The sequence below is a fragment of the Mesorhizobium sp. L-2-11 genome (assembly GCF_016756595.1).
Classification (GTDB): Bacteria; Pseudomonadota; Alphaproteobacteria; order Rhizobiales; family Rhizobiaceae; genus Mesorhizobium.
Genome location: NZ_AP023258.1, coordinates 201,490 through 219,586, shown reverse-complemented (window position 1 = coordinate 219,586; position 18,097 = coordinate 201,490). Strand labels below are relative to the sequence as shown.

General features: G+C 62.2%; 7 protein-coding genes and 2 pseudogenes. 1 reads left to right on the top strand and 8 read right to left on the bottom strand.

Annotation, left to right across the window (positions count from 1 at the left end):
* Positions 1–82 precede the first annotated feature (82 nt).
* Together JG739_RS32510 and JG739_RS32505 are read right to left on the bottom strand one after the other, a co-directional pair.
* On the bottom strand, positions 83–943 hold the full coding sequence (locus JG739_RS32510; protein ID WP_202367864.1) for a pYEATS domain-containing protein: 861 nt from the start codon (positions 941–943) through the stop codon (positions 83–85).
* A gap of 781 nt (positions 944–1,724) precedes the next feature.
* Positions 1,725–4,211: a hypothetical protein gene (locus JG739_RS32505; protein ID WP_202367863.1), complete on the bottom strand. Its 2,487-nt coding sequence runs from the start codon at positions 4,209–4,211 to the stop codon at positions 1,725–1,727.
* A gap of 270 nt (positions 4,212–4,481) precedes the next feature.
* On the opposite strand from JG739_RS32505, the pseudogene JG739_RS32500 reads away from it, so the two are divergent.
* Positions 4,482–4,743: pseudogene (locus JG739_RS32500) on the top strand (transposase); the annotation flags it as partial.
* Between the two features lie 519 nt (positions 4,744–5,262).
* On the opposite strand, the pseudogene JG739_RS32495 reads toward JG739_RS32500, so the two are convergent.
* The 6 genes and pseudogenes from JG739_RS32495 to JG739_RS32470 all read right to left on the bottom strand — a co-directional run.
* A pseudogene (locus JG739_RS32495) lies at positions 5,263–5,604 on the bottom strand (transposase); the annotation flags it as partial.
* A 48-nt stretch (positions 5,605–5,652) separates the two neighbouring features.
* Complete coding sequence (locus JG739_RS32490) at positions 5,653–8,748, bottom strand: helicase-related protein (RefSeq protein WP_202367862.1); 3,096 nt, start codon at positions 8,746–8,748, stop codon at positions 5,653–5,655.
* Entirely contained in the window at positions 8,745–10,607 is a 1,863-nt protein-coding gene (locus tag JG739_RS32485) for a phospholipase D family protein (protein ID WP_202367861.1), read from the bottom strand. Before JG739_RS32485 ends, JG739_RS32490 begins: the two co-directional genes overlap by 4 nt.
* The gene (locus JG739_RS32480; protein WP_202367860.1) at positions 10,597–11,763 is read right to left on the bottom strand and encodes a DUF6361 family protein; all 1,167 of its coding nucleotides are present in this window, start codon (positions 11,761–11,763) and stop codon (positions 10,597–10,599) included. The genes JG739_RS32485 and JG739_RS32480 overlap by 11 nt, the downstream gene beginning before the upstream one ends.
* A 100-nt stretch (positions 11,764–11,863) precedes the next feature.
* Positions 11,864–15,262, bottom strand: coding sequence for a UvrD-helicase domain-containing protein (locus JG739_RS32475; protein WP_202367859.1), 3,399 nt, complete (start codon positions 15,260–15,262; stop codon positions 11,864–11,866).
* The gene (locus tag JG739_RS32470; protein WP_202367858.1) at positions 15,262–17,919 is read right to left on the bottom strand and encodes a PD-(D/E)XK nuclease family protein; all 2,658 of its coding nucleotides are present in this window, start codon (positions 17,917–17,919) and stop codon (positions 15,262–15,264) included. The genes JG739_RS32475 and JG739_RS32470 overlap by 1 nt, the downstream gene beginning before the upstream one ends.
* Positions 17,920–18,097: the final 178 nt, after the last annotated feature.

Here is an 18,097-nt window from a genome sequence, read left to right as displayed (position 1 = left end):
TCGCCCACCGAACCCGCTCCGCTTTCCAAGCCGAACTAACCGCGATCGCACCCGATCCACCACAACAAGGCTTTGATCAGGGTCACGAACGCTTCCACCACGCCGGTGCTTTGACTTTGTCAGCGGTCAGGTCCAACTCGAGCAGGGTGTTTCCCCTTTCGGCGGCAACGCCAGCGGTAAAGGCGCCCTTACATGCAGTCTCAAGACTAACAGAAGACGCGCCCGGGCTCACCTTGACACGGTATACGTCGGGATCGAACGTATCGTGCAAGAAGAAGTACGCATAGGCGCCAGATAGCGGCTGACCGTCAGTCGACCTCAGGGTAAGAATGAGCTTCTGCCAATTCTGACCCAGGTCGGAGCGTTTGACCAGGGCTGTCAGTTCCCTCGTCCCGCTGGAGTCCTTGCCCCCAAAACGCCCTTTCTGCGGGTCTTCATGGTCAGTCTGGGGAAGTAGCTTTTTGCGGATATCCCGCAGTGTCGGCTCTGTCGTCTCCTCGACGCTTGCTTGGTCAACAGAGCGCTTGGCAAGCGTCTCCGTCAATTCGGCTAGCTGAACAGATAATGCACTGATTTGTAGGCGCGTTTGTTCGAAGCTCTCGCTGCGCGCAGCCTGCGCCTTGGTTTCCATCTCGTCGAGCAATTCGATCGGATTCGCTACTTCGAAACCGCCGCCATCCTTTGAAAGACTGACCTTGCTGAAAAGAGGGAGCGCAGTACAAATTGTGACAAACCCCAAAAGTGCAATGAACTCCCACTTAGGCCCATCAAGAACCTTGAAGGCCACAACAATCAGATACAGCAAGCTAAGAGTCGCGATAATCCAAAGCGCGTGGGAAGCTATGCTAAACCGACGCAACTGGTCATTTACAAATTTTCGACGCAAATTAACCCAGTCGTGCCCCGAATTGACCTCTGCTTGGTCTTTTTCAGACGCTGACATCAAACATCCCCCCAATTTGATAGTCGCCACAATAGACTATAGGATATTCTATACAAGTGCGTAGCTATTACAGTGACGGGTCGCAAAAAGAGGCCGTAGGAGTGCAGGGCAGTTTACCGGCGAGGCCGGCCGGGCGCTATCTCATGCGACGGCGCGCCGTTGCACTGCAAGCCTTTGAAATCATTGGCGCGCCGGGCAGGATGAAACTGGGAACTCGTATCTACTTGTTGCTTCGATATAGTTTCGAGAAAGGCCGACACACTCGGCCTAGGTTTTTGGGGCCTGCAGCCGGTGACAAGGCCGGTCCGTCATTCACACCGAACTTCGCCGGCGCCCAACCCTATGGCGTCAGATTCTTCTTGCGATAGCGGTTCTGCCTCAATGGCGTCGGCGCCCTGGAGGTTAGGATCGACTGCCATTCTCGCCGTCGCCTCATCGGGTATCCCGACGAAGCACGTAGCTCGCCATTCGCCTGGGCTGCCGGATTTAAACGACGCTTTGAAGCGCCAGCCAGCGTTTCGGGGATTTGCAGAGTTTGCCATGCCCGTACTATTGCACGGCTGACGAGCGCCTTCCACAGTCCGGTCGGCTTGTTTGCCAATCTCGGCAGCTTCCGCACGGCCATCGTCTCGGCCGAACAAGTCGAGATGAGGGGTTCGTCTCGCCACAGTGCTATGATTTCGACCAGGGAAGCGAAATCTCCGACCACCCGGCCGGGGCTAGTTGATCTAGTGACGCGACGGTGACCTGCGCGCCGCGCTGGCCACCGCAACCGCCTGATTCACCTAGTCATTTCCGTGAACTTCAGGCTCTCAAGGATGCGATCGACCGCATTGGCATTCTCGAAATCGCACAGCTGCGCGTCCAGGGCGCGCTGCGACAGAGCGGAGAGCCACCAGCTCATGACGGGCTGGTAGAGCGTAACCCGACCTAGCGGTCCTGCCTTTGGATTGTCGATGCACAGCGAGCGCGCTTCGAGATTGCCGCGGACCGGCCTGATTGACTCCATAACGCGGACGGAGACGAATCTGATCTGGCCTCCGTCGTTCAGGCGCTGGAAGCGCTCCTTGGTCGCCTCGACGTGTCCGGATCGCGTCTTGTTCAGGGTCCGCAGCGGCTCGGCGACGAAGGCGATAGCGCGCGACCAGAAGCTGTCGCCCAAACGGGTCAGCCTCGTCTCCCAAAGCTGGTCCGGATCTGGCGACAGGAAAGAGTGCCCGGGACGTTCATACGGCTTTGAGGACCAAGGTTCGTTGGCCAGATAAATGACAAGCGGCCTGAGTTCCCGCTCCAGCAGAAACGGCAGGAGGTGGCCGAGCGACTCGAGGCCGCTGTTGTCGAAATAACCGCCGTCGACGACACGCGCCGTGAGAACATCCTTGTGCCCGTCAACGTAGCGCAGGATTCCGGCCGGCGAGACAAGCGGGAAGCGTGCGCTTAAGACTGTTGCAGTGGACAGCCGAATATCCAGGGCATCCCGCAACCCCGCAACCAGGGGAGAACTGAGGCTGTCCGCCTTGGTGTCCGGACGGATGGCCGGATCCTTGAACAGCTCGAAGAGGTTGTGTGCGGTGGAGAACAAGGGCGTGCACTGGTTGCCGCTGCAGCTCGCGACAGCGGTGTAGAAATCGGAGGCAAGGATCGGCCGCCCCCATTCAACGCCAGTCGCATTCAGCAGAAGTAGCGGAAGCCACCTCTTGCTTGCAAACCGCTTGAGATAGCCGAACGGCCGGCAGAAACCGCGCCCGTCCTGAGGTCCGCCGCAAGCTGTCCGGTCGTCATGAACAGCGCCATTATAGTGGCGCTCGATCGCCCGCTCGAGCAGAACAGCGCGATCTTCCGGCACCAGAGCTGCGAAGTTGTCGCGGACACCGAGGCCTACGATGGTAGGAGACAGGTAATCGCCGGCGGTGAGAAGCTGGAGGCACGCCCGCCAGCTGTGCGCAATATCGCGACCTGCGAGGTCGCCAGTGGCTTGGGGACCGGCAAACCATAGTGGATCTGTCACTCGACAGGGAGGATCCCGGCCGGTGGCATCGATAAGGGCCGTCCGGGTCGTAGCGAGGCCAAGTGCGCCGCCGGACACACCCGACATCGCGAACAGCGCGGATGCCAAGTCAGGGTACATGTCCGGCTCCTGCTTGGTTTTATCCAGAAGCGCGCCGAGGACAGTGCCGACAAAGAAGGCCGAGCGGCTCGCGCCACCTTCGGCGGCAACCAGAACAATCCGGGGGCAGGCACGACCGTTGCCCGTGCACTTGTTTGCTACCATCCACAGATCAATGGCATCCGCGAGAAGCATCTGCCGCTCAGCAGAGCCGGTGCTGGTGGCCGACAGATCCGCCCCCTGCGCCGCTGGCCAATACTGCGACCGGTAAAGCCGTACGTCGTGGAATCCCGGCATCGCCGTTGAGAGAACGACGACCGCGAACACGCCTCCCGCGAGCACCTTCCTCGTCCGAGGACCGAAATGCGCAGAGATGGCCGTGATAAGTGCCACCCAACTGCCGAGCAAGACGGGCAACAGGGCTGCGCGGCCGAAGATGTCGGTGAACTCGGCAGGCCAGTAGAAGGCCCAGAACAACAGCCCGCCCGAAAGTATGGCCGCGCCGATTTCCGGACGAAGACGGAACATTCTGGCGAATGCACGTGCTGCTCGCTCGGAAACATGGGCGGTCGGCGCATGGGCAAGTCTTCCTATTCCCTCCCTTACCCGCGGCCTAGCGATAACCAGCGCCAGAAATACAAGCGCCGAAGCTGCGGTTGCAAGAGCCACAGTGCGAAGTCGAGCCAGCGACGCAGGTACCTCGCTCACGCTCACCGGGCTTGCGGCGGGGTTCGGCGAGGACTGCATGTCGTCGATGGTCAATCTGTCCTGGGTCGTCGGCGCAGCGACACATTCCTCCAGCTGCGTCCGGGTGCGGATCTCCTCGCATCGCGTGATGTCCGCGCGCACGAGGTAAAGGCCGAGCAGGATGGTGAGAAACGGCATCAGCCCCATGACGATGGGGACTTTCCTTGCCCGCAACACGTCGTGCCAGTCGCGTTCGAGCGCCCGTGCGCTTGAGAGGTAGATCGGCACGGCCCAGACCGCCAGGGCGAGCGCAGCAAAGGCGCCAAGACCGATCGAGCCCATGCGGTCGAGGAGCAGATCGCGCACCTCCCGGAAGTAGGTGAAGCACAAAATCCCGGCGATGATGCTCGCCAGACTGGTGCGCAGGCGCCATGCAATGCCGGCGAGGCGTTCTCGGTCAGGCGTTCCCGTCATCTCGCAACTCCGGCCTGCGTGTTAGGTTTCTGGCGAAATAAGGTGAAAACTGCCACTTAACCGTACTGCCGACTGGGCCTCATCCTGGCGTACACGCGCTACGTACTCCAAGTGTCGGGTTCTGCTAGATAGATAACGACAATGGCGGCCCGGATGGCCGTCGTCTTTCAATAAAGCAATCAGTGCGCGTGCGGGTCAATCTTCAAGTGTCGTGTTGGGGCCGGAAGTTGATTGGCGGCTTTTGGCGCCCGACAAGCGATAGCGGACGTTCAACTCGGGCGGGTGCTTCCTCGTCGTGAACTGCGGGAGACGGGCGCAGATTTCCTTGATGGCCTTCTTTCCGGCATTGAGCGCAAGACTGGCTGGCTGATGGCTGAGCAGTCCGGAGCGGAGCGGCCCTATCGGATGCAGTCGCTGTTGGGGCGCAGCCACTGGGACGCTGATCGGCTCCGAGACGAGGTTCGCGATTATGTGGTGGAGGCGTTGGGCGATGAGGATGGCGTCCTGATCGTCGACGAGACGGGATTTGTGTCTGCTTGGCAGTTAACCGTGAGAATGCCGTCGTTCCGGTTAGGTTTGGCAGTTAATTGCGAGAATCGGGTATCCCATATTCTCAATTTAACCGCAATCGCATCAGCGTGAAGGTCATGAATCCGTTGAATTTCATGCCCTGTCTTGGCAAATTCGATGCCGCTGCGTTGCCGACACTGCTTCTCACATTAATTGCCAATGGCCCGGTTTGATTATCAAATCAACGGCACGTTCTCATGTGTGGAGCGGCCGTCTGTTGCAAGAGCGAAAATCAGCGATGCCGTTCTGGTCGGGTGCAAGCCATGTGTCCGGCCTTTACGAGGCGGCACATATGGCCGCAGGCCCTGATGAAGTCCGCGGATCGGATTCCAATCAAATAAGGGCGCTCGAAGCGCCTTGAGAATCTCGGATTGATCCAATCCCCAGTTCGACCGGTTTGCCATCACATCTCATCACCCTCGCTACCTTCCGTCCAGCTTGCTACTCCGGCTACTCAGTATTGCCGAACGGAAGATCCCTGTTATGCCCTGCCTGTTCCAGCGACATAGGTTTGGTCCCGCGCCAGCAGGGCCCACGCGATGCGCGCTGTCTTGTTGGCGAGGGCCACCGAGACCAGCCTGGCCGGCTTACGCGTAAGCAGCTTGGCGGCCCAGTTCTTGCTGGCATTGTCCTGTCGCGCCCGACGGATGACCGCTGTGGCTCCGATAACGAGTAAGCGCCGAATGTAGCTATCGCCGCGCTTACTTATACCGACAAGTTTCTCCTTGCCGCCGCTGCTATGCGAACGCGGTGTTAGACCAAGCCACGCTGCAAAGGAGCGGCCCGAAGAAAATAGCGTCGCATCGGGTACGGGGCGCGTGATTGTGAAAGGGAATTAGGGAGACTAATTCCGTCAGCTGGTGCGATGCGTTCAAGTCATCTTCGCTGGCCTGAGTGAGATTTGCAGGTCAGCCAGCTCCGCCACCACGTCAGATCTGAACGCCGAAAAGAGTTCAACCAACTCATCTTGTCGGGGCTGGCCAAAGGCCAATCGATAGGTAGCCAGAGATCTCTTCAGATTTTCGTAGCGCTCCGCCTCCCGACTAAACGGAGGGATCAGGACCACGCGCTCGATTTTGGCGTCGCCTGGATAGAGCCAGAAGGGCACCAAATCGCCAGCACGCCCCTGCGCGATTTCTTGATTCTGGGCAACCTCGAACATGCCCATCCAAGGCGGCACTCCAGCGTCGCCTCCGAACGCGCAATGGGTAAAGGCGACAGCAATATTGCGGCGCACCGCGTGGTTCTTGAAGCGGTGGACACGACCTTCGCGCTGTTCAATGTCGACCGGATTGCGGGGCAGGTTCCAATGTACGATCCGAGCGCAATAGGGATGGAAGTCGAGGCCCTCCTGTCCGATCGAAGTTGATGCCAGAACAAAGGGGCGGAAAGGAGACTTGAACGCCGCCTGGACGAGAGTCGTTCGACGAACGCCTTTCTCCTCCTCTGTCTTCGTCGCAAATCGCATGGCGAAGCGAGCACGCACTTCGAAGGTTTGATCCTGTAGGGATGAGCGTCCGGCGGTCCAGCGGTCGAGCGTTATCTGGGCAGGCCTCAAGGCGACCACTTCGACGACCTTCGTCGCTATGAGATGAGCGCGTTCTGCCGCGTCGAGTTGTCCGGCGCGCTCGCTTTCCAGTACGAGATAAAGGTATTCGTCCAAAACGGCGGCCAGGTCGTGCCGAGCTGCATGAGCATTGATCTGGCGCCAATAGTTTACGGGCGAAGCTTCCTCCAGCAGCGCACGAGTCTCAGGCTGGTTGTACAGACTGCGAAACCCCAGCGCGATGGCGATTGCTGCGCCAACAAGTGCCGGATGGTCGAGCGGCAGCTCCGGGCAGAGACGGGCGAGAGCGCGGAGCGCACAGGTCGCCGGCGAGCCAAGTGCATGTTCCGCAAGCTGGTCGTATATGTCCCTTGCATCAGGATCGCTATGATGGTCTTCAGCTTCGAGCGCGCCCCTGATCGCTTCGATGGTTCGCGCCATCGCTCCACGTTCGTCATGGGCGTCATGCTCGATGGCACCGACTTTTCCCCAGTTTATGCCTTGACCTAATTCAACTTCCAGCATGAGCGGAAGGAGGCGATCCGATCGCTTGGCCAGTCGAGAGAGACTTTCTGGATCGATGCGTTCAGCAAGTACTTCACGAGCCTGACTAAGCAGCTGCTGGTAAGTCGACGCACGTCCAAACCGTCTTTCGAGTGCCATGGGATCGAGCCAGGCGGCAAGGCTAGGGGAAGGACACAGCATCGGCATCATTTCCTCGACGCCGATAGGACGGCTGGTCCGACTCACGAGGTCCGGCGTCATGCTCATACGGCGGCTTGCCTCATGCGAGAGAAGTGCCGCGATCGCGTCAGGCACCATCGACCAATCCGAGAAGACCAGCGTCTTTGTTGCCGGGACGGGTTCTCCACATGATGGTCGAGACGGTGGGATCCACAGCGCGCGGTCGAGCCGGTGCTGGAAGGCGGATTGAGCGAGCGCGCGCATTCTTCCATTGTGAAAGGGAATTTCCTCGTAGCCTTCTACCTGCTCCTTGCTGATCAAGTAGGGGGCGGCGGCTCTGATCGCTTTGCGAAGTTCCTTCGCCGGCCGCAGCTTCACTGCCTGCAGCTTTTCCCTCAGCTTGTAATCGCGCATGAAATTCAGGAGGTACGGCGATGATTTCCAGTACTCGACAATGCCTGGAGCACTGACGAGCTTAGCTACATGAGCGACGGCCTTCGCCTCCATAAGGTCTTCCGTCTCGATCGTAAGCTGGGGCTTGAACTCTCTGACCAACGCGTTGCGGTCATCGGACGAATCCACTCGCTCGGTCCGCGCAATGACCTGGCTCAGGACGTGCTGGACACGGTCGCGCTGGACGCGCGCGAGCGATCTGGTCTCTGGCATTGCCTGCAATGCACGGCGGAAATGGCCGAGCTCATTTTCTAGCGATTTGACGCGCGCCTCGCCATCTTCCTCGCCAAAGAGAAATCGCAAGGTTCGCAGGAAATCGCTGTAATGGTCGCCATCTTCCGGATCGTCGCTGCTCAGTGTCAACATCCGGTAAGGCGTTGCCGACAACAGCAACAACCGGGCTTTTGATCCGTCAGGTCCTGTGTATGAAAAGAGCGCACGCGCGAGTTCAGCCGCAGCCGCCTTTTCAGGGGCAAGCTCCGCATCGTGCTGGTGGAGTAGTTCGGCAAACCGCTGAAACTCATCAAGGATGATCAGATCCGGGGTCAGCGCGTCGACGCAGATCCGCGCGAGAATTCGGCGCAGTTCCCCGATCATAGCAGCCGGGCGCTGGTCACGGGGATAGTCAGGATTTCTCCTACTTCTCGCTAGCTCCGAGGCGTTGCGGATACGCTGTATGAAATCATCCTGGACAGCGGCATTGAATTTCCGTGCGATTTCCCCGGAAATCGGCTGGGTGCACATCCAATCGGTCCAGCCGGGCCAGTTGTGTTCAGAGACACCGCCGCGGAAAATACGTTGCACACCGGTATGCCGAATACCGAGCCTCTTCCTCAGCATCTCATAGATGAGGGCGCGCTCCTTGGCTGTACCCAGCGATGACTTAAGATCGAGCGCAGTTCCCGGCGTCAAGCTGATAAGATTGACAGGCCTGGAAGCGATTCCCCCCTCCTGTACGATCTCGAGCGGCAGCAGCGTGAGGCGAGTGTTCAGCGGCCTGGTCGCTGAACCGATCACATCGAGAGACTTGAGGTTCTGCTCGGCGATTGCTTGGCTGGAGCAAAGGTAGACCACGTCGATGCGATCGACCTTGCCCGCCAGCTCTTCGATCGTCTTGGCAATGACGCCTCGCGCAACCATGGTCTTCCCGAGGCCCACTTCGTCAGCGACGAGAAACTGGCGTGTGGCCGATTCGTCCGTAAACAGACGCCGGAAAACATAATCCACCGTGGCTCGCTGGAAGGGCTTGAGCAACTCCAAATGCTCTTCGGCGCGATAGGTCAATGCCGTGCCCCCTTCGATGCCACAAGCGGTGCAAAGCTGGCCCAAAGTGCGAGGAAGTCCTTTGGGACGATGCTCTTGCCGCCATTTGGATCTTCAAGGCGCTTGATGAGCCGAGCGATCTCGATGAGCTCACCGCTATCGAGGTTCAGCGCTCGCACCATCGGCTCAAGAAGTGAAGCTCCGCCCTGGCCGAACCGCCTCAGCCATTGTCCTTCGCCCGCGTTTTCGCTTTCCAGGAAACTGCCTTCGCCGAGACTCCCAAGCAGAAGACCGAGATACCGGAAGAAATTTTCCACATTGGCGATATGGGCTCGCAGGACTGCGGCATCGCGCCCATCAGGCAGGCCGATGAGCCGAGCGCCCAATGTAAAGGCAAGCTCTACACCTGTATCCTCGTCCCGCAGTCGCATTCCTAGCCAACGGGTGACGTCACCCAATGGAACGGAGCCGAGCGCCTTTCGCGGCTCCGAGCCAGAGAGCAGCGGCAAAGCATCATGTCCCCGTTCATTCGCAACGGTGATCGCGCGAACGAAACAGCTCACGCCTTCGGGGATCTCGATCGGCGGGACTTTGCTTGCAGCCGCGAGTTCTAGGCCGATGGCGTCGGTCAATTGCGTGCAATGAAGATCGAGCGGCAGTGCTGCGATCTTTGTGCGCAATTTCTCGAGAGCCTTTTCGGCAGCCGCGGCAGCATCCTGCTCTGGCGGCTCGGACGGCGTATAAGGAGCCAGGAGCCGCTGAAACCCGTCCGAAAACAGGGCTTCTTCGATCGTGCCCATTCGGGTCTTGGGGCCATCGAGTGTAGCCATGATCTCGACGTTCTGTGTCCGGCCTCCGCGGGTCGGTACGAGCGCGGCAGTTGTCGCGTTGGCCGAACCAAGATGGATATGCAGCCGCGAGCCGCGCTCAACAACGTAGGCCTTGGCGTGGAGACCATCGAGATCAGCCGAACAGGCTTTGTCGCGATCTTCCTCCTCGTATTTGGTTGCTCGCTCATCAAGGGTTCGAACCTCAAAAAGCCCGCGAACAGCGGGTTTGATGCAGTCGAGTTCTTCGGCCCGGGCCACGAGCTGACAAGCGGAGGGATTATCGTAACCCTCGGCCAAGTGCTTGAGCGCGCTACCGCTCACAAAAGGTGACAGGATGGCGAGGCGCTCGCCCTTTTGCGGGGACCAGGATCCCGCGTCCAATCCATTGACCGCGAACCTGATCTTGGTCGCCCCGGCAGGCAGTTCGTCCCAGGAACAGCGTTCGAGGTCGCGCAAGAGCGAAGGAAGGAATTTGGGCGCCGGAGGCCGGGTGGCCGAATTTGCCAAGCTAGGTAGTGCGCGAAGGAGCTGCACGACGGGCTCGTTTGCCTCATTGGTATCGTCCTTCACCGTCCCGTCGAGGCAGAGAGCCAAGTCCCAGCAACGGTCATTGGTCAGATTCCGTGAGAGAATGGCCAGCCGCATGCGAGTTGGCGCTCCCTTTCGTTCCGGCTGAAACCGGATGCACCACAACTTGGGATGAAACGCGCCGCCACCCGGAGCCGAGACCTCAGTGATCGTCTTCTCGTACAGAGCCATCAGGCGTGCTGCATTAGGACGCGCCTCCTTGATGCGCCCCCTGTCGCAGTAAATGGCTATCCGACCGGCCATCCGTTCGACGCTTTGCAGCAGAGCCAAGGGGCTGCGTAACATCTCGTCGCGGTTTTCGGCGTCCCGAAAAACGACGGCGATCGGGATTGCGAGGGCAGTCTCGAAGTCGAGGGAGTAAGTAGTCGCCACGGCGTGGTCAAACCGATAACCATCGGGCGAGCGCATGAGCGTCGTGTAGAGTTCACGATTTTCGGGGTCGAAGGCTGGATCAGCAGGCATCGGCAAGCTCCCTGAGATAGTTGCTGGCGATACCCCACCTGAAATCGAGACGCGCATCACCAGAGGCACCCGACCAACGCTCGAGGGGGGCGTCGTGCAGTAGCCGCGCCTTCATTCGCTTCAGTCCATGTTCCCGCTGCTTCAGAAGCTCAATAGCAAGGTCGTTGGCCTCGAGCTGCACGGAGCCGTTCCGCGCTATGGAAACCCAGCCGCGGATAAAATCGCGCGATGCCTTGGTTAGATCGTGGCTGGTCTTCCCAATCAGGCTAAAGAGATCGTCCAGATCCCACTCGCTCAAAGCCAGATGCTCAAGCTCCGCCTTCCAGTCTTCGAGACGCGAGCGATAATCTTCCACCAGCGTCGGAGCATCTGCGTGCTTTTTGGCATTCGGCCGTTCGGCGGCGCGAAGCGCCAGCAAGAGGTTGTAGAGCAGACTGGCGCCATACATCACACCCGAGAATCTTTCGGCGTGTCGTAGTATCGCACGATTGGCGTCTGACATGGTGTCTTCGCTCACCTGCCAGGGCCAATCCTCGGCATAGGACTTTCCCTTGCGCGCCAGTTCATTCAGCAAGCTTGGCCTCGCCTTGCTCGCAATGCGATCGCGCAGAAAGTCGCCTTCTTCTCGTGACAGCGCGAACGCAGCTTGATCGAAAAGGTCTCCAGGCGGTTTGGGGAAGTTCGACGCCCACAGCTTGAGGTCGTGGTCCTTGAGGCTTTCGGGACCGTAAGACAGGAAGGTCGCCTGGGTGCCAGGCAGAGCCCGGATGCCGAGGGTGTGGAGCCCGGCCCAATAGACGCTCGATGGTAGCCGTTTGAGGCTTCGGCCAGCGAGTCGACCAATGACATCGACTGTTTCTCCGCCTCGCAGCAGTGCTTCGCTTAGCTCAAATTCCAGATCACGCGCAATGACTGTCCGTTCTGCCTGTGTCGCCTTTCGGCATTGGGCCTGCAGATAGATCCAGGGAATAAACAGCATATAGCGCAGCCGCGTCTGGATCGTGCTGGTCCCGGGGAAGAGGAGATCGGCGAGACCATCGCGCACCGTGCCCAAGCCAAGCTCATCGCGAGCTTCAGGCTGCTTGAACAGGTCGATCAGTGTTTGCGCTCGCCGACGTTCATCGGGGTCGAAATCAATCCAAGCGAGATAAGACATACAAGTCTGCCTACGAAATTCAGTGAACATGGGGCCGGTGCCTGCCACAGTGGCGATCACCGCTTCGACGTGGGGGGCCTGCGTGTGGAATGCTCCGTTCCTAGGATGGCGGAATAATCGGTTCCGCAGGCTGGACTGGGATGACGGCGCCGGAGGTCATCAGCACGATCAGTCCGCGCTCGGCGCCAGTCATGTCGATATAGGCCCGAACCTGCGCGCGATAGTGGTCGAGGGTCTGTGGATCTGGAGCCACATCGCTCTTCCAATCGACGACGACAGCAGGACGACTGTCGGCCGTCAGGGTAAGCGCATCCGCGATGCCGGCTGTGGCGACCTCCTCGTCTTTCTCGGTGCGGATCGCAAAGACAGGGAATTCCGCAAGAAGCATGGGCCGCAAGGTCGCGATTTCAGGCAAACCAAGGGCTCGCGTGATGCACCCAGCCAGCTCTTCGGCGGACAAGCCCATGGCAGGATCGGCGACTGGCGTCTGACCGAGCGCACGGATGAGATCGGCAGCGCGTTCGACAAGCGTTGCCGGTGCCTCGTTCGTTTCGCCGGTCAGCACCTCTTCAACGAGCTTGTGAAGGATGAGGCCGCGTTCCCGGCCACCCTGAACGGTGATGATCGGCTCGAGTTCGGGCGGCTGGCCTTCGACCGAGCCGGTCCAGATGGCGGCTTTTTCCTCCTGCCGCACCGAGCCGGAGGCGCTCTCGTCACGGGTCGGCGCGAGCCAGGTCAAGCGCGTGTGGCGATCTGCGATCGCGGCCGCCTCGGTCGCGAAACTGTGGCGCGTCTGGGTGTTGCCCACGCCGGCGGCGGTGGCGTCCGGATCGAGCGGCAGATGCGAGACATCCAGGGCCGGCAGATCGGCGAGCGACAGATCGAGCAGGCCGATCCAGGCCGATTTCGAAGGCGTCGTATCGAGCCGGGGCAGAACGAGGAGTTCGCGGGCACGCGTCGCCGCGACATACCAGAGCCGGATGCGCTCGCGATCCAACTCGTCCTTTTCCGCCTGGCGCGCGGCCTCATAGCCATCGGGCGTGACGCCAAGGACCGGGCAATAGAATGTGTCGGTCTGACGGTCGATCACAGCGCTGTCGGGCGACATGACACCCGTCATGGTGTTGACGGGGATGACGATTGGCCATTCGAGGCCCTTGGCCGCGTGCATGGTAAAGAGCGCGACGGCTTCTTCCTGCGCATCGGGCCGGCCCTCAACAGCGCGCGCCTCGTCGGTCCATGCTGCGGTCATCGCCTCGGCGAAGGCGCGAAGACCGCGCACGGCGTAGCCGGTCGACAGGCTCAGATAGAGATCGACATTGGCGAGCGCGCGTTCTGCCTGGCCGCGGTGACGCTCGAGAAGGAGGGGCCGAACCCGCATCACGTCCACGGCTTGCGAGAGAAGCTCGTGCGGCGTCGTGCTGTTGCTTCGGCGGTAGAGCGCCTGCAGCTTTTCGATGACCTCCCGTGCAAGCGGATGATCGATGGCGGTGGGATCGGCGCCAAGATCGAGACGGGGAATTCGGTCGGGCTGTTCCTCGGAACGCGGCAGTGTCCAGACGATGTCCAGGAGTTCCTCTTCGGTGAGGCCGACCAGCGGGCCGCGCAGCAGCGCGCCGAGCGCCAGTGTGTCGCGTCGGTCGGCGAGAACGCGGGTCAGCGCGATCAAATCCTGGATCTCCTGGCGGCGGAAGAGACCCTTGCCGGCCTGTGTCGCCACCGGAATTCCGCGACGCTCCAGCGCCTCCTCATAGCGCCACAGTTCGGCGCCGGTCGGTGCCAGCAAGGCGATGTCGCCCGGCCGACAAAGACGTTGCGTGCCGCTGCGCCGATCGATGATGGGCTGGCTGTCAATCAAGCGCGCGCATAGCTCGGCCACGGCGTCGGCTTCGGCGTCGCGCTGCTGCTCGGCGGTAGCCTTGCCGTTTTCGTCGGCGACAGCGATGTCGAGGGCCGCGACGCACAGGCCGTCGCCGGGATCGTCGTGAAACGGGTCGAGGGCCGTGAATCCGGGTTGGCCATCGGCCGACAGCACGGCCTCGAAGCGCTCGTTGACGAAAGTGAGGATCGAAGCGCAGGAACGGAAATTGGTGGATATCGACAGCAGGCTGTCCGAATCCTGAGCGTGAAAGGCGTCGCGCGCCTGCACATAAGCACCGACATCGGCGCCGCGGAAGCGATAGATCGCCTGCTTAGGGTCGCCGACCAGAAAAAGCGCGCCCCGCCGGATCCGGCACCGAATCCAATCGGTATCGTTATCGACGGGCTCGCCGCAAAGTCGCCAGAAGATCTCGGTTTGCAGAGGATCGGTGTCTTGGAACTCATCGACGAGGACACGCGCGAAGCGCTGTCCCAACGCGCGCCGGACATTGTCATGATCCCGCAGCAGATCGCGCGCGGCGAAGATCAGGTCATCGAAGTCGAGTTGGGCGCTCGCGCGCTTACGGTCGCGATAGCGCTGCAGGATCGAACGCGCGTCGTCGATTAGCGCCGCCAGAACCTGGCTGGCCGCCGCCTGAAGAAGCAAAGCCCAGGCATCGCAGCAGGCGGTGTAGTGGCCTGCGGCGGCGATGTTCAGCCGCTCGCCGTCGGCCTTGGCGAGGCCCGCCTGCTTCGCCGCTTCGGTCCACTTGCCCTTCTTGCGATAGGAGGCGACGTCGCCCGCCTTGGTGCAAAGGTCCGGGTGCGCACGCGAGGTCAGAACCTGGACCAAGCCCGAGGGCGTCGCGGGATCGGGAACGGCCGCGAGCGCGGTTGCCATCTCGGCCAGCCGCCCGACGATCACGACCGTTTCGGGCTCGGTCGCCGCCGCCCCGCGCATGAAGGCCGCAAAATCCGCCGTCGCCTGTCGGAAGGCCGTCAGACGACCGTCAAGCGGGGAGACGGGCGGCGCCGCGATGGTGCGGCGGCGGCGCAGATTCTCGGCGATTTTGTGGACGAGCGCCACGGTTTCACCGGGGCTGTGCAACACCATTTCGGCAAGGATGCCGTCCTGATCGCCGGAAAGGCGCTCGCGAAGCCAGCCGTCGACAATTTCGAGGAAGGTAAGATCGGCCTGGTTGCGGTCCATGACGCCGGCGCCGGGATCGATGTCGGCTTCGGCCGGATAGGGCTTTATCAGACGCTGGCAGAAGCCGTGAATGGTCGAGCAAGTAATTTCGTCGATCGCGGCGCTCGCGGTCGCGAGATTGTCGCGCTGCGCCTGAGACAGCCCATCGGGCAGCGCCACACGCAGTTCGGTCGCTATGCGTCCGGCCGAGAGGTCGGCGACAATTTCGCGGACGCGCGCGAGAAGTTCGCTCGCCGCCAGTTCGGTGAAGGTGACGGCGGCGATGGAGCGCGGCGGAACGCCCTCGGCGAGCATGATTGCGACGCGTCCAGCCATCACGGCGGTCTTGCCAGAACCCGCGCCGGCTTCGACCAGGATCGAGCGATCATGGAGGCTGATCGCGTCGCGTCGCGCGCCGTCATCCTTAAGGGCTATAGACACGCTGCTCATTATTCCGCCTCCCAGATTTGAGCGACCTGACCGAGCCGCTCGGTCGCGGCCGGCATCTTACGTTTGCAATAGGTGGCGCTGGCATTCGCCGGCAGGGCGAAGGCGAGATCGTCATAGTCGTCGCCGGTGTCGGGGCCTGGCAGCGCGGCACCGCCGGCGAAACTGCCCCTCGCCGCGCGCAGATAACCGGTGATCTCAGTGAGCACCGCGTCCGGATCTTCGATTTGGAGGTCGACCGGCTCACGCGGGTAGAGCAGCGAGGCGCTGATAGCGACATCATTGCCCAGCAGCGCCTTCACCGCGAAGGCGTAGAGGCAGCGCTGAAGCTCGCGGCCGCCATTCAGCCGGACGTCACCTCGCGGAGGACGGCCGGTCTTGTAGTCGCGCACGAGCGCGCGCTTGCCGTCGCCTGCGATGTCGAGCCGGTCAATATAGCCGGCGATATTGAACCCCGTATCGGGAATCGTGACCGGCACGCCGGGATCCCACGGCGTCTCCGCGTCCGACTTGGGCTCGGCCCCGCCGAACGGCACCTCGCCATAAGAGCGGGCGCCCGGCACAAGCGCATCGCCATAAGCAAGAGCCCGCCCCGCCGTCAGCCGGGCATCACCCAAGGTGCGCCCCCAGATGACGGCCGGCGGGACTGCGCGTTCGCTTTCCCAATCGGCGGCCACAAGCCCTGCGGCCCGGTCTACCGCCGCCGTGATCGCCGCGGCGTCGGCGGACGCCAATCCACCGCCACTCTCCAGGTCGCGCAAGGCGCGATCGAGTACCATGTGAACAAGATCGCCGACGCCGAGCGCGTCGAGCACGAGCGGCTCGGCACTGCTTTCCGGCACGCGCCAGCCGAAGGCGTAGACCCAGGCAAAGCTCAGGGGATTGCGCAGCAGACGCCGGAGCGAGCTGGCCGACTGGGTGCGGGCCAAGATTGCGAGAATGAGCGGATGATCGGGCCGGACGAGGCCGTCATGCGCCGTGATCTCGGTGCGCCGCCAATCGCGCCAACAGCCTTGGGCGCTAACCGCCTGCGGATCGGCGCTGAACTCCTGCGGCCGGGCCATGAGGCGGTCGGCCTCGCTGAAGGCATGGATCGGAACGGCGTTGCGACGGAGATAGATTTCCTCACCGTGCCCCGCGAGAAGGGGGCTGCGTCCCAGCAGGCGCCCGTCGCTGTCACGCCGGGCGCGCGAGAGGACGACCTCGCCGTCCGTAGTCGCCAGGATCGTCGCGAAATCCCGGCGATCCGCCAGGCTTACCGGGAGCGGATCGAGCTCGGCAGTCGGGATGATATGGTCCGGGATCAGCCGATCTTCGGCGATTCCGCGCGGCCAGCGCGAAGAGTTAAGGCCGATCAGCCGCACGAAGCGGCGCGGCGAAGCCGCGAGCGCGCTCGCCGGCATCCATGCGATGGACACGCACGGTTCCAGCCCGTCATCCTGCTTTAGGGCTTCGAGGGTGGCGTCGATCGAGGCCGCCGGCCCGGCGAGGAGGCCCTTGCGCCAGATCGCGAGCGCGCGGCCCTTGAGGAAGGCCTCACCGATCTCCGGCGCGGCATCCGGTCCCTTCGCGAGCAGCTCGATGGCCGCGCGAAAGGTCGGGGTGTGATCCGCGCCGTCGGGCCAATCTTCCGGCATCAGCTTGGCCAGAAGGCGGTTCCACGCGCCGGGCGTCGAGAGCGGGGCATCTGTCGGCAGGACGCGCAGCCAGCCATCGGGCATGGCCCCGAAAGGGCCGGTGTCCCGGCACAGCGCCGCGAGTCGGCGCAGGCGCGACTGCGACAGGCCGCGAACGACGATGTCAGCCAGCGCGGCGGCCGCCTGTCCCTCACGGGTGGTGACGGTCCGGACGCCATGGACGAAGTGGAGGTCGATATTGGCGTCCGCGCGCAGGCTGAGGAAGTGATCGTCATAGTCGGCGGGCGAGGCGGTGGCGATCGCGATATCGCACGGCGCGGCCCGTCCGGAGGCGAGGAGCGATCGCGCCCAGCGCATCGCCTCGATGGCTTCATGATAGGCTGTCGCCGCGCTGACGGCGCTGACCTCCGCGGTCTCCGACGGCGTGCGCAGCACCGCGACGCCCGTGTCCTCCAGCCATGCCGGCGCCGGCCTCGGCCCGGCCGTCCATTGCATGGGAATGTGCGCGGTGAGCGCCTTCAGGAGCGCCCGCCAGCAGGGCGAGAGTTCGGTGAGGCCGGCGATCTCCATGCGGCCGAGAACGGCGGGCGCATGGGCGATACGGCTGGAAGCGCCGGCGACGATGTCGATGGGTCGCATCATGCCGGCGGGAAGCTGGGCCAGAACCGCCGCCTCCAACCGGGCGATGGCGTCGAGTCGTGGATGCTCGGCCGCTCGCGCTGCGAGGTCTATGCCCGCGCGCCAAGCCTTGTACAGGGTGTCCGCTGCTGCGTCGATCATGCCGGGCAGCGACTTGATGCTCTCCAGCTCGCCCATCGGCGTTGCCGGCAGGACGGCCTGGATCGCCGCGCGCAGGCTTTCGTCATCAATCGGCCGGACGAAACCTCCGGCGAGCCGCACCGCCGCCTGCTCGAAAGACATGACCTGCAGGCCATGACGCCCGTCACGCGCCGCCGCCAGGCGGCGTTCCCTAATGGCGAGGCGGCCGTGAACGACGAGGGTGGATCGGCTCGCGATGGCCATGGTGGCTTCCCTCCTTTCGAGGTGACTTCTTATTTGGGCACCGGATCAAGAGCCGGTGCTGCCGCGCTTGCGAGCCCTCACTGTTGCGCGGAGCATTTCTTGGCGGGGCTACTTTATGGGAAGACTGTCAGACTGATTCGTAGGGGCTCTAAATAGCAGGTAGACAGTAGAATACCGG

What these genes read in the sequence shown, in the direction of transcription:
- JG739_RS32505 (WP_202367863.1), bottom strand. Translation starts at nt 4,211, where the DNA reads ATGACGGGAACGCCTGACCGAGAACGCCTCGCCGGCATTGCATGGCGC.
- JG739_RS32510 (WP_202367864.1), bottom strand. Translation starts at nt 943, where the DNA reads ATGTCAGCGTCTGAAAAAGACCAAGCAGAGGTCAATTCGGGGCACGAC.
- JG739_RS32470 (WP_202367858.1), bottom strand. Translation starts at nt 17,919, where the DNA reads ATGGCCATCGCGAGCCGATCCACCCTCGTCGTTCACGGCCGCCTCGCC.
- JG739_RS32475 (WP_202367859.1), bottom strand. Translation starts at nt 15,262, where the DNA reads ATGAGCAGCGTGTCTATAGCCCTTAAGGATGACGGCGCGCGACGCGAC.
- JG739_RS32480 (WP_202367860.1), bottom strand. Translation starts at nt 11,763, where the DNA reads ATGTCTTATCTCGCTTGGATTGATTTCGACCCCGATGAACGTCGGCGA.
- JG739_RS32485 (WP_202367861.1), bottom strand. Translation starts at nt 10,607, where the DNA reads ATGCCTGCTGATCCAGCCTTCGACCCCGAAAATCGTGAACTCTACACG.